Here is a 12,913-nt window from a genome sequence, read left to right as displayed (position 1 = left end):
GTTTCGGAGCTTCTGCTTCCTGATCTAGCAAGAAAAACTTCCTCTAGACGCGGTCTGTCTTCTTTGAAGGTACGTCGATAGACGTTTTTCTTATTCATCAAGCAAGTCTCATCTTGAAATCCTGATAGCCGAACTCGCGCACGACGCGGCAGCTGCCGTCTTTCTCCTGCACGGCGATGGCCGGCAGCGGCATGCCGTTGAAGGTATTCGTTTTGACCATGGAGTAGATCGCCATGTCTTCGAATACCAATCGGTCGCCGCTCTGAAGCGGCTGATCGAAGGAGTAGTCTCCGATGACGTCGCCAGTAAGGCAGGTCGGACCACCGAGCCGATAGGTGTACGGCTTCTCGCCGGCTTCGCCTGAACCGATGAGCGGCGGACGGTAAGGCATTTCCAGCACATCCGGCATATGACAGGTGGCCGAGGTGTCCACGATGGCGATCTCGATGCCGTTACGATGGATATCCAGCACGGAAGTGACCATATAGCCCGCATTCAGCGCGATGGCTTCTCCAGGTTCGAGGTAGACTTCCAAGCCGTATTTGGATTGCATTCGAGTAATACAAGCCTCGAGTCTCGGAATATCGTAGTCGTCTCTCGTGATATGGTGGCCGCCGCCGAAATTGATCCATTCCATTTGCGGCAGCCATTGTCCGAATTTCTCCTCGACGGCATTCAGTGTGGTTTCCAAATCGTCGGAATTCTGTTGGCACAGGGTATGGAAATGCAGTCCTGTAACGCCGTCTAGCAGTTCCGGCTGGAAATCCTCCTGCTTCACGCCGAATCTTGACCCGGGGGAACAGGGATCGTAGATTTCATGTCCCACTTGCGTCGAGCATTCCGGATTGATGCGAAGGCCAACTTTTCTGCCGGCTGCAAGAGCTTTATCCTTATACTTTGCCAGCTGGGAGAAGGAGTTGAAGATGATATGGTCGCATATGGAAACAATTTCGTCGATCTCATCTTCACGGTAAGCGGGGGCAAAGACATGATTCTCTTTGCCCATTTCCTCATGGCCCAGCCGTGCCTCGAATAATCCGCTGGCGGTTGTACCGCTTAAGTATTTTCCGATAAGCGGGTACATCTCGGTCATGGAAAAAGCCTTTTGCGCAAGCACGATCTTGGCTCCCGTACGCTGCATGACACCGTTCAGAATGTTCAGGTTTTTCTCAATGAGTTCTTCACTGACTACAAAACAGGGTGTAGGTAACTCCTCGAACCGCATCTTAACGAACAAGCTCCGGCTCTCTTGCTTCTTCAGGCAAGGCGTCAACCAGCACCGGGTTAAAGTCTTCTACCCATGGAAGTCCCCATTTGTTCAGCTCTTCCATGAATGGATCCGGATCGAACTCTTCGACGTTGTATACGCCCGGTTTGTTCCATTTGCCGGTGAGGACCATCGCAGCGCCGATCATGGCAGGAACGCCAGTTGTATAAGAGATCGCTTGGGAGCCCACTTCTTTATAGCACTCTTGGTGGTCACAAACATTGTAGACATAGTAAGTTTTATCTTGGCCGTCTTTTTTTCCTTTGAAGATACAGCCGATGTTGGTTTTGCCCACCGTACGAGGTCCGAGGGAAGCTGGGTCCGGAAGCACGGCCTTCAGGAATTGCAGCGGAATGATTTGTTTTCCTTCGAATTCGATCGGTTCGATGGAGGTCATTCCTACGTTTTCAAGCGCCTTGAGGTGCATCAGGTAGCTTTGGCCGAACGTCATGAAGAAGCGGATGCGCTTCAGTCCAGGGATGTTTTGCGCAAGGGACTCCAGCTCTTCATGGTACAGCAGGTACATATCCTTTTGGCCGACTTCAGCGAAGTTATACTCGCGTTTGATTTCCATCGGTTTCGTTTCGATCCATTCCCCGTTTTCCCAGTAGCGGCCGTTAGCGGACACTTCACGGATGTTGATCTCCGGGTTGAAGTTGGTGGCGAAAGGATAACCGTGATCTCCGCCGTTGCAATCCAGAATGTCGATGTATTCAATTTCGTCGAAATAGTGCTTCAGCGCGTAAGCCGAGAATACGCCGGTAACGCCTGGGTCGAATCCGCTGCCGAGCAAAGCTGTAATTCCAGCTTTTTCGAAGCGCTCGCGGTATTCCCACTGCCATTTATATTCAAATTTCGCCGTATCTTCCGGCTCATAGTTAGCCGTATCCATGTAGTGTGTTTTGGTTGCCAGGCAAGCATCCATAATCGTCAAATCTTGGTAAGGAAGGGCCAGGTTCATAACGATATCCGGCTTCACTTCGTTAATCAGAGCGATCAGCTCATCCACGTTGTTGGCATCTACCTGTGCGGTCGTAATTTTGGTTTTTCCACCGTCAAGTTTTGCTTTCAGTTCATCGCATTTGGACTTGGTACGGCTGGCAATGCAGATTTCTTCGAAGACATCGCTGTTTTGAACGCATTTATGAACTGCTACAGATGCTACGCCACCGGCGCCGATGATTAGTGCTTTTCCCATTTTTCAATCAATCTCCTCATCCAATTCAATTTTTTTCTGTAAAAACGGCAACAAAAAAGCAAGCGAAATACGCACCATGCGCATCACACTTGCTTGATATAGTCAAATAATAAGAAATTCCAATAAGCATGACCGGACAAACCCCTAGTGTGCTTATCAGTCAGCCATAAAACGCTAACGTTTCATGGAAGGGCTCTTAATATTCAAATATACTTTGTTAGGATCAGAGTCTATATAGCAAATAATTACTTTTACCACTCTTATTGACCGTTTCACAAGTTGTGTGCGTCAGCACTGGTTATAAAGTTACCAACTTATAAAATTTGAGCTTTTAACTCAATCAATAAGGCAACGAAAGTTGCCAGTCGGCATTTGACCCGGCTGTCCGTATGGCCTTAACTTCCCGAGAGGAAGTGGTCAAAGTTTATCTGCTTGGAAAGATCCTAATATATCCGAATATTTCGCTTTCCAAAATTTACGCTTCTCCATAATAGCAGGATAGGCAATATTGAGCAAGAGGAAATTTAAAACAAATGAGGTCAGAACCATTTTTTATACGTAAGTAGTGTTATTATTGTGATGCCTATGCAAATTTTATAAGGTGCACAGATGAGACATCCTGTGGCATCAAATGACGTTCCCTGGATCGGAGGCAGCGATGTGGAACCTGCTTATCTGCTGAAATACGAGTATTTAAAAAGCGTCCCGGTAACGGCAGGAAATTTTCAATCCCACGATCACTATGAGATTTTTTATTTCCATGAGGGCAAAGGGCAGTATTTGATAGGCGACAAAATTCATGTTCTCAAACCAGGTACACTCATCGTGATGCATGGTTTGACTCTTCATATGCCTAAGAGCTTTGAAGGATATCCCTATGTGCGGACGCTTTTGAATTTTGATCCCGGTTACTTCCGTGCTGCATCCGAGCATGTATTTTCGATCAATCCCCTGCAGCCTTTCGAAAGACTTCGGAACTACAAAGTTCAGCTCAGCATGGAGGAGCAGGACGAATTCGAAGAAATGCTGTGTAAATTGAACTGCTTATATTCCGCACCGGATGCCGTCTCCCATGAGCGGTTTCGGGTCTTGTGTCTGGACGCGCTTTTTTTCATTTGCCAAGTGCTGATGAAGCCGGTGAAAGAAGAAGCCGGTTTCCCGTCCGAAAAAGAGCAGCACGTTCAGAACGCGTTGTCCTATATCGAACAACATTATATGACCGATATTCGTCTCGACCAATTGCAAGAGAACCTGCATATCAACAAGTATTATTTGGTGCGCATTTTTCAAGAAGTGACGGGGATGACGATATTTCATTACATTTACAAAAGAAGGATCAATCAGGCTAAAATCCTGTTTCTGCTCGACCCCGAGAAATCGGTGACGGATATTTGTTACGAAACGGGCTTTAAAAATCATTCCCATTTCAGCAAAGTGTTCAAGCAATGGGAGGGCAAAACACCGACGCAGTACAGACGCTTGGTAAAAAGTCAATTTTAGAACATTTAGGATACCAACCTGGTCAACCGGAAAGTACCTTCAGCTTCTCGCCGCCTGCTACACTAATCCATATCGACAGTTAAGCCTAGTCTCTGCGAATTTAAGGAGAGGTGATGCGAGAGTGCTGGTACTAACCGGATTTGCCGATGAAATTTCCGATCGTTTGGAGGAACAGCTCGACGTGCTCATGTCCGAGGGCATTTCCTATTTGGAGCTCCGGAGCGTGTATGGTAAAAATGTACTGGAATTGACCGATGAAGAACTGATCCGATTGAAATCTGTATTAAGCCAAAAAAGTATTCGCGTGTCCTCCATTGGCTCGCCAATCGGTAAATACCCGATTCAAGATCCCTTTGCCCCCGAACTTGCGAAATTGAAGCGCGCATCGGATATCGCCAAACAATTGGATGTCCGCTATATCCGCATATTTTCTTATTACATCCCCGACAATGAAGAGCCGGAGAACTACCGCGGCGAAGTGCTCTCCCGTATGAAGATGCTGACCAGAATAGCTGAGGAGGAACAGATTACGCTGCTGATGGAAAATGACAGCGGCGTATACGGAGATACCCATGAGCGCTGCTTGAGCATTCTGCAGCATTGTGACTCTCCTTGCCTGAGACTTGCCTTTGATCCCGGCAATTTTGTCATGAACCGGGTGATGCCGATGAGCGAGGCGTACCCGCAGCTGTCAACTTACCTCGAATATGTACATATCAAGGATGCGGACCAACAGTCGCGCATGTTTGTCCCGGCAGGCGAAGGAGACGGCGAGTTTTCAGCGTTTGTTAAAGCACTGAAGGAGAGAAGCTTTTCCGGATTTTTATCCATCGAGCCTCATCTGCACCGTGCATTCCCGGAACAAGAAGGACCCGAGCGATTTAAAATAGCGGCACAAGCCTTAAAAAGGCTGCTGATAGATGAAGGCTTGGCCTGGTCGTAATCGTATCGAATACTCAAAGGAGAGGGGATATAAACATGAGCGTGCAGAAAGTAAAGCTCGGATTGGTCGGTTTAGGAAACATCGGAAGAACTCATATCCATAATATAAAGTCGATGGAGCAAATTGAGCTGGTAGGCGTGTGTGATACGGTTCAAGAGCGGGCGGACAGGTTTGCTGCCGAATGCAGCACAAAGGCATATTACAGCCATTTGGAGCTGCTCGAGCAATCCGGGCTCGAGGCGGTCATTATAGCGGTGCCGCATTACAGCCACCCGGCCATTGCAAGTGATGCGTTCGAACGCGGAATCCATGTGCTCTGCGAGAAGCCATTGGCCGTTCATGTCAATGACGCCAAGCTCACCATCGATGCTTATGCCGAGGCCAAGGAGAAGTTTCCGGATCTGGTGTTCGGCATGATGTTCCAGGAACGGACGCTTCCCTATTATAAAAAAATCAAGGAAGTGGTTGGCAGCGGTGAACTGGGGCAGTTGATGAGAGCCACTTGGATCAATACCGCTTGGTTCCGTTCACAGTCCTATTACGACAGCGGTGATTGGCGGGCGACCTGGGCGGGAGAGGGAGGCGGCATCCTGACCAATCAATGCCCGCACAATCTCGATTTCTATCAATGGGTTTTTGGGATTCCGGCAAGAATCAGCGGACATGCCCATATCGGCAAGTACCACCATATTGAAGTGGAAGACGAAGTCACCGCTTATTTCGAGCATGATAACGGCATGATCGGGCATTTTATCGTGACGACTGCAGAATCACCTGGCGTAAATCGTCTGGAGATCGTCGGGGAGAACGGAAAACTTCTGTACGAAAACAATAAGCTTCGGATCTATCGCAATCATATTTCCATGCTGAAGCATCTGCGCGAAACGCAGGACGGGTTCGGGAACGTGGAGTATGAAGAAGAGGAAATCGAAGTTGAAACAAACGTGGAATCAGGGCATAAGGTGGTCACAGAAAAGTTCATTCAAAAAATAAGCACAGGGAACGGCGAACTGATTGCGGAAGGGACGGAAGGGATCCGGTCGGTCACCATCGCCAACGGAATCATGCTCTCATCGTTCACTAAGCAAATGGTAGCCGTGCCATTTGACGCGGATCAATACGAGGAGCTGCTTCGAGAGCTGATCTCAACATCCAAGTTTCAAAAGTCCGTGTCCAAAGAGTTGGATACGGATATGACACAGTCATTCTCCAAATAAAAGCGAACCTTTTGCAGGACGAGACTGGTATGCCTTAAAAACAGCAGCAGTCGGCGCAGCGGTTTGATGGTACTTCCTCGACAACGATATGTTCATGTCCGGTAGCGCTGGGCATGAACATATTTTGCTGTAAAGGACCACCGGCATAAAGTTACTGTACCGTTTTCTTTTTGAAAATTTCATGCAGTCCAAGCATTGCCGCCCCCAAGGCAGACCCGTACTCTTTCCAGTGGAAAACGACGATCGGCGTGTCTCCATAGGGGGAGTGATCAGCTTCGTGAATCGCATGTACGAGACGGTTGAAAAACGCCGCATTGTCAGTAACCCAGCCGCCCAGAATCATTTTTTGCGGGTTGAGCATTTCCAGCATTTTTCCGCAATAATCGGCAATATCACGGATAATGAGCTCTCCCTGGTCACTGAAGGGCTGGACGCCGGCGAGAACCAGGTCCATAAAGGCATGAACCGTTGCTTCCGGCGACATGGATCCGAACTCTTCCGGATGGTTCGTGCGAAGTCTTTCCGCAAGGATGGGCGTGCAATACGGAGAGAGGTGAGTGGTTCGTCCGGCCGCTCCGCTGGAGCCGTGATAAATCTCCCCGTTCAGGACAAGTCCAGCTCCTGTGCCTTGGCCGATCAGCAGAAAAATAATGGTATGCTCATTTTTGGCGGCTCCGCTGAATCGTTCGGCAAATCCGGCGGCGTCCAAATCGTTAGCGAGCAGTACCGGAATCGAGAGTTCTTGCTCCAACGCTTGACGCATAGGGAACTGTTCCAGCTGCAAATATTTAGAAGAGATGACGATGCTTTGCGTCTCATCGAGTCTCCCCGGCAGGGAAATGCCGATGCGTCTGATGAGCTCACGGGGAATCCGCTGCTTATGGATGAATTGCTGCAGCTGTTTCACCAGCGAAGTTCGAATTTGGTCCTGGCCGCGCACCGATTCCAGGCTTTGGCTGGCCACCAGCTGACCGTTTAGGTCGAGCAGCACGCAATGTGCCGGCGAACTCGAAATATCGACGCCAATGACATATCCGCCGTCAGCGCGAATATTCAGCAGGGTCATTTTTCGACCGACGCCTTTACCGGCCATACCGGTCTCGTGCACAAGCTGTTCGCGGATGAGCTCCTCGATCAGCACGGAAACGGTCGTCGGGCTCAGCTTGGTTTTTCGCGATAATTCGACACGGGATATCGGTCCATGCTCAAAAATCATATGCAGCAGTGTCGAAACGTTGATCTCCCGCAGCATCTGCTGGTTTCCTACTTTATTCGTCATCGCATTCTCCTACTTTCGGAAGTTATGATTGGCCGTGTCCCCGTCAGGACAGGAGTGCTGACCCTGGCGGCTAGGCTGAAAGAGGGCATAGGAACGGGAGTGTAGCCTATTGTTGTGTCAATGCGATTATAGAAAAATGCCCATTGTGCTGTCAACGAGTCCCAGTCAAGGCGGGGCGGTGGAAGGAATGGTAAATAAAATAAAAAAAACACATTGACAGGGCTGTGAAGGCGTCCCTATAATGATCACAAACGTGCCCCAAGGAGGCGTATTTTTTTCGTTAATTAATTTGTCCGGTGGAAAAATTAATCGAAGGGGGGATGATGTCGAGTTCAATCACTGAGAATCCCGCTAGGCGTGCAGCAGTCATTTATTCCGAGGAGGGGAATTACTATGACATCCTGGTTGGACCGCACAGTACTCAAAAAGGCCAAAAAATACAAAATCCTGTACCTGATGATTCTCCCCGGCATTGTCTATTTGCTCATCAATAACTATATTCCCATGTTCGGCATCATCATCGCTTTTAAGGAAATCGACTTCTCCAAAGGGGTCTTCGGCGGGGATTGGATTGGTTTTCGAAACTTCGAGTATCTCTTCAAGACGTCCGAAGCCTACATCATCACCCGGAACACCATCCTCTACAACGTTGTATTCATCATACTCAATCTTGTCTTCGCCGTTGCCCTGGCCATATTGCTGGCCGAAGTAAAACAGCGGTTTTTAAAGCGCTTTTACCAAAGTGCCATTTTGCTGCCCTATCTTATCTCAACGGTCATTGTCGGTTACCTGGTATTTTCGTTATTAAGCATGGAAACAGGCTTCATGAACAAATCGGTCCTTCCTTTTCTAGGACTGGATCCCGTCATGTGGTATACGGAACCGAAATACTGGCCGGTCATCCTCACCATCGTCAAGCTGTGGCACAGCGTCGGCTATTTGTGCATCATTTACTTTGCCGCCATCGTCGGCATCGACCAAGAGTATTATGAGGCCGCCACCTTGGATGGGGCAGGGAAGTTCAAGCAAATTTTTCACATCACCCTGCCGTCCCTTACCCCCGTCATCACCATCATGACTTTAATGCAGATCGGGCGGATTTTCTATGCGGACTTCGGTCTGTTCTACCAAGTGACGCTTGACTCCGGGCCGCTGCTGCCAACAACCAATGTGCTGGATACATACGTATATCGGGCGCTGCTCAAAAGCGGGGATATCGGAATGGCTTCCGCCGCAGGCTTCTACCAATCCGTGATTGGCTTCGCGCTGATCCTCATTTCCAATTTTGTTGTGAAGAAGATAAACCCCGACAACTCATTGTTCTAATAAGGAGGCGAAGTCCTTGAGAAGAACACGGATTGAACAAGTCGTTATCCATTTCATATTTTGGTTGATTGTCGCGTTTTGCCTGGTGCCGTTTCTGCTGCTGATTACGGCCTCGTTCACCGATGAGGATGCGATCATCCGGGAAGGCTACTCGTTTTTTCCAAGTGAATGGAGCCTGGATAGTTATGTATTCATTTTTCAAAAATCGGGGGAGATCCTGAATTCTTACGGCATTTCCATCGTTGTGACCCTTTTAGGTACGATAGCCAGTCTGGTCCTGATGACTTTGCTCGCTTATCCGCTGTCGAAGAAGGATTTACCGCTGCGCAATTTCTTTTCATTTATCGTGTTCTTCACGATGCTCTTCAACGGAGGACTTGTTCCGACCTATTTAATCTACTCGAATGTTTTTCATATTACCAATACCTTGCTTGCGCTGATCGTCCCGGGTCTTCTGGTCAGTGCCTTCTATGTTATTTTGCTGCGGACGTTTTTTACCGTATCGGTTCCGGAAGCGGTACTCGAGTCGGCGAACATGGATGGAGCGGGGGAATTTCGGATATTCGTGCAAATGGCGCTGCCGCTGTCTCTTCCCGTGCTGGCAACGGTCGGACTATTTCAGGTCATTAATTATTGGAACGACTGGTTTAACGGACTCATTTACATTTCAGACTCCAGGCTGTACAGCATACAGGTGCTTCTGAATACCATTTTGCTGAACGTACAATATTTACTGGATAATGTAGACTATTCTTCAAGGGTGGACGGCAGTTCCATCCCGACCCAGGGCGTCCGCCTGGCTATTGCCGTGATCGGCGCGCTGCCGATTGTGTTAACGTATCCGTTCTTTCAGAGATTTTTCGTTAAAGGGCTGACCGTCGGGGCGGTCAAAGGGTGATTTCCCTGCAGCATGTTAAGGAGGTGATGAAGGGCTGCCAGAGGTTGCAGGACGTGGTTACAAAAAAAGAAACCAAATCAAGGAGGCTAATCCATGAAAATCAGCATTGGCGGTTTTTCTTTTTTCAATATGATCCGGGAAGGGAAGATGGATACGTTCGGGTACCTGGAATCTTCCAAGTACAGATACCATCTCGATACCGTTGATTTGTGGAACGGGACCTTTGAAGGGGCTAAGGACGACATTTTTTCACTGCCTGATGAAGCTTATATTCAACGTCTGGCCGAAGCGATACGGGAAAAAGAAATGACGATTATTAACATCGCGGTGGACGGGGCGCATTTATGGGATGCAGATCCTGACAAGCGCAGCAGGCTTTATGAAAACGCTGTCGCCTATCTATCCATTGCCGAGAAGCTTGGAGCTCGTACCATCCGAATCGATGCGGGAGATCATAGCTCGGCGCCCGGGACGGAAGAGCAGTTCGAATATGTTGTAAACAAGTTCGAAGCGTTGAGCCGGAGAGCGGCTGAGCTTGGGCTCATCGTAGGACCTGAAAATCATATGGGAACCTCCAAAGATCCAAAATACTTAAAAAAAGTGGCCGAAGCGGTCAATCATCCGAACTTTGGCATACTGCTCCATATGGGCCGGTGGGATACGGATGAAGACATTGGCGACACGTTGGTCGCGCCGTGGGTCTATCATACGCATTTTGACGGCAAAACGGTAGGATCACCAAAGGGCGAACAAATGGTGAAGGCACTGCTGGATGCCGGCTATGACGGATACTGGGGCATCGAGTATAACGCGCCGGACAATCAATACGCAGAGATGGAATGGGCAATCGCATCCGTGAAGCGGTTATTGAGCCGTTTAAAATAAAAAACTGAAGGGATGATCGAAATGGGAAGAACCGTTCGCATTGGCATGATTGGAGCAGGTTTGATCGGCAAAGCTCACCTGAGAAATTACGCGAATATGGAGGATGTTCAGATCGTGTCCATCTGCGACATCAATGAACAGGAAGCCCTCAAGGTCGCGCATGAGTTCCATATTCCCCACGTCTATACCGATTTCAGAGAAATGCTGAAGCGCGATGACATTGAAGCCGTTGATGTCTGCTTGCACAACAATTTGCATGCCCCCGTGACGATAGCCGCTTTCGAGGCAGGCAAGGACGTATACTGCGAGAAACCGATCGCCGGGACTTACCGGGACGGGCTGACCATGCTTGAAGCGGCAGAAGATTACGGCAAGAAGCTGCATATTCAGCTTGGTACGTTGTATCGAAAAGAGACAAAGGCGGCAAAAGCGCTGATCGACGGGGGCATGCTCGGCAAGCTGTATCATGCCAGGGCTACCGGCCATCGCCGGAGAGGACGCCCTTATATTGACGGATACGGCACCCCGGCTTTTCTAAACAAACAAATCGCCGCCGGCGGGGCGCTGATCGACATGGGAGTTTATCATATCGCGCAAATGCTGTACCTGCTTGGCACACCGAAGGTGGAGCGGATTTCGGGTAAAGGCTACCGGGAGATGGATGTGGATGCCGGGCGTGCCGGGCAGGCGGTCTTTGATGTGGAAGAGCTGGGGCTGGGATTCATTAAATTTGAAGGCGGCGCGACGCTCGATATTATCGAAGCGTGGAGCATTCACCTGGGAAGCATCGAAGGCTGCTCTGTGGTGGGGGATAAAGGGGGCATCAAGCTGCCGGCCTATTCGGATCAGCAAATTTTGGCCCCGTTCAGTTTTCACACGACGATTTGCGATATGGATGTCAACGGCAGCGTCAACCTGGATGAGATGGACGGCCGCTGGAATCATTTGAAGCCGAATTATGACGCATACCAGTCCTCGCAGCATCACTGGGTCGCCGCGCTGCAGGGAAGAGTGGAGCTGCTTCCCACGGCCCACATCGCCTCGCAGACGATGCTGATTAGCGAAGGCATTTATTTATCCGACCGGCTTGGGCGGGAAGTAAGCAGCGACGAGATCATCGAACAATCCCTGTCGAAAGCGATCCAGCTCTAATGCTGCCTTTAAGGAAGAGGGAGGTCCAACCGGCGGCCGGCCATTCCTCCGGATCGTTGTCGGCACTGAAACGTTTCAACTTTTTCCTGTATGGCACGATTGCGATTTTGACTTCATTTTTTCCTTTATATTTTCAAAATATCGGACTCAGTAAAGTGGAAATCGGCATGATTATGGCCGGTGGGCCCTTCATTTCCATCTTCGCCAATCCATTTTGGGGTTATTGGAGCGACCGGCTGCAGAATGTGAAACGTATTCTTATTTTTCTTCTGACCGGGAATTTGTTAGCGACGATCGTGGTGTTTCAGCTCCGTGAATATGCTGTCATTTTCGCCTTCATGCTGATCTTCTTTTTCTTCAACAGTCCCACGTTCTCGCAGAGCAACAGTCTGATTCTGAATGCCATCGAGAACACGAACTACAAGTTTGGCGCATTTCGCCTATGGGGTTCGCTGGGATGGGCGATCATCGCCGCGATGGCCGGACCGGTTCTCAGCTGGATGGGGCTGGTGAATCTTTGGATGTTGTACGGGATCATGATGCTGATCTCACTGGCATTTACCATCGGACTACCTCAGGGCAGAGTGACTTCCAAGCCGAAGACAGAGAGACAAAGCTATTGGAAAGTGATGCTGTCGAGCAAGCTGTTCTTTGTATTCGTTATCCTTGGCATCCTCATTTCGGTTCCCAATTCGATCAACCAAACGTTCGTCACACTGTACATTTCCAACCTGGGAGGCTCCAACGAATTGATTGGCTGGTCGGTGTTCCTGTCGGCGATCTTTGAAATTCCGGTGTTTCTGCTGTTTGACCGATTCCTGAAAAAATCGGCAAGGATGATGCTGGGAGGGCTGGTCATCGTAAGTATCCTGTTCGTGATCCGCTGGTTATTGATGTCAGTTGCCGGCGGACCGCTCCAGGTCATCTTTATCCAAGTGCTGCATTGTATTACGTTCGGTGGCTACTATTACATCGGAACCAGTCTGACCGCACTATTAATACCAGCTGAGTACAGAGCGACCGGGCAGGCCATTTATGCCCTGACGTGGGGTGGAATTTCCGGCATCATCGCGGGTCTGTTCGGCGGTTGGATGTTCGATTATTTGGGCCCTCAAACGATGTATTCGATTTGCGCAATCATATCCGTAGCAGGGGTGGCAGGTTTTACGTTCATGTGGATGAAATACCGCAAGCAGTCCGAGTTGGCGGCATCATGAGGATCGGGATCGGACGAATGCCGCTGTGACG

11 protein-coding genes are annotated in these 12,913 nt (G+C 49.3%); 8 read left to right on the top strand and 3 right to left on the bottom strand.

What is annotated here, in order from left to right; genetic code table 11:
• Positions 1 to 97 precede the first annotated feature (97 nt).
• Positions 98 to 1,225 carry a carboxynorspermidine decarboxylase gene (gene nspC, locus GCU45_RS02440; protein ID WP_152402724.1) on the bottom strand — a complete coding sequence of 376 codons (1,128 nt, stop codon included), beginning with the start codon at positions 1,223 to 1,225 and terminating at the stop codon, positions 98 to 100.
• Between the two features lies 1 nt (position 1,226).
• Positions 1,227 to 2,465 carry a saccharopine dehydrogenase family protein gene (locus GCU45_RS02435; RefSeq protein ID WP_116230109.1) on the bottom strand — a complete coding sequence of 413 codons (1,239 nt, stop codon included), beginning with the start codon at positions 2,463 to 2,465 and terminating at the stop codon, positions 1,227 to 1,229.
• A 660-nt stretch (positions 2,466 to 3,125) separates the two neighbouring features.
• Here GCU45_RS02435 and GCU45_RS02430 point away from each other — a divergent pair.
• From GCU45_RS02430 to GCU45_RS02420, 3 genes are all read left to right on the top strand, one after another.
• Positions 3,126 to 3,965: a helix-turn-helix transcriptional regulator gene (locus tag GCU45_RS02430; protein WP_167527068.1), complete on the top strand. Its 840-nt coding sequence runs from the start codon at positions 3,126 to 3,128 to the stop codon at positions 3,963 to 3,965.
• Positions 3,966 to 4,086: 121 nt separating this feature from the next.
• Complete coding sequence (locus GCU45_RS02425) at positions 4,087 to 4,908, top strand: sugar phosphate isomerase/epimerase family protein (RefSeq protein WP_152397931.1); 822 nt, start codon at positions 4,087 to 4,089, stop codon at positions 4,906 to 4,908.
• Between the two features lie 35 nt (positions 4,909 to 4,943).
• A complete protein-coding gene (locus GCU45_RS02420) occupies positions 4,944 to 6,125 on the top strand; it encodes a Gfo/Idh/MocA family protein (protein ID WP_152397930.1) in 1,182 nt (393 codons plus the stop codon).
• Between the two features lie 151 nt (positions 6,126 to 6,276).
• Here the strand turns inward: GCU45_RS02420 and GCU45_RS02415 are convergent, their stop codons facing one another.
• Positions 6,277 to 7,404 carry an ROK family transcriptional regulator gene (locus tag GCU45_RS02415; RefSeq protein WP_152397929.1) on the bottom strand — a complete coding sequence of 376 codons (1,128 nt, stop codon included), beginning with the start codon at positions 7,402 to 7,404 and terminating at the stop codon, positions 6,277 to 6,279.
• A 393-nt stretch (positions 7,405 to 7,797) separates the two neighbouring features.
• Here GCU45_RS02415 and GCU45_RS02410 point away from each other — a divergent pair, with 393 nt between their 5' ends.
• From GCU45_RS02410 to GCU45_RS02390, 5 genes are all read left to right on the top strand, one after another.
• A complete protein-coding gene (locus GCU45_RS02410; protein ID WP_244364400.1) occupies positions 7,798 to 8,730 on the top strand; it encodes an ABC transporter permease in 933 nt (310 codons plus the stop codon).
• A 16-nt stretch (positions 8,731 to 8,746) separates the two neighbouring features.
• Positions 8,747 to 9,628, top strand: coding sequence for a carbohydrate ABC transporter permease (locus GCU45_RS02405; protein WP_152397928.1), 882 nt, complete (start codon positions 8,747 to 8,749; stop codon positions 9,626 to 9,628).
• A gap of 93 nt (positions 9,629 to 9,721) precedes the next feature.
• A complete protein-coding gene (locus GCU45_RS02400; protein ID WP_152397927.1) occupies positions 9,722 to 10,513 on the top strand; it encodes a sugar phosphate isomerase/epimerase family protein in 792 nt (263 codons plus the stop codon).
• A gap of 21 nt (positions 10,514 to 10,534) precedes the next feature.
• Entirely contained in the window at positions 10,535 to 11,665 is a 1,131-nt protein-coding gene (locus GCU45_RS02395; RefSeq protein ID WP_145018212.1) for a Gfo/Idh/MocA family protein, read from the top strand.
• A complete protein-coding gene (locus GCU45_RS02390; RefSeq protein ID WP_145945406.1) occupies positions 11,665 to 12,882 on the top strand; it encodes an MFS transporter in 1,218 nt (405 codons plus the stop codon). The genes GCU45_RS02395 and GCU45_RS02390 overlap by 1 nt, the downstream gene beginning before the upstream one ends.
• Positions 12,883 to 12,913 lie beyond the last annotated feature (31 nt).

It is taken from the genome of Paenibacillus cellulositrophicus (assembly GCF_009363095.1).
Lineage (GTDB): Bacteria > Bacillota > Bacilli > Paenibacillales > Paenibacillaceae > Paenibacillus_AQ > Paenibacillus_AQ favisporus.
Note: the sequence above shows the minus strand (reverse complement) of the source record. Positions and strands in the feature narration are given on the sequence as shown.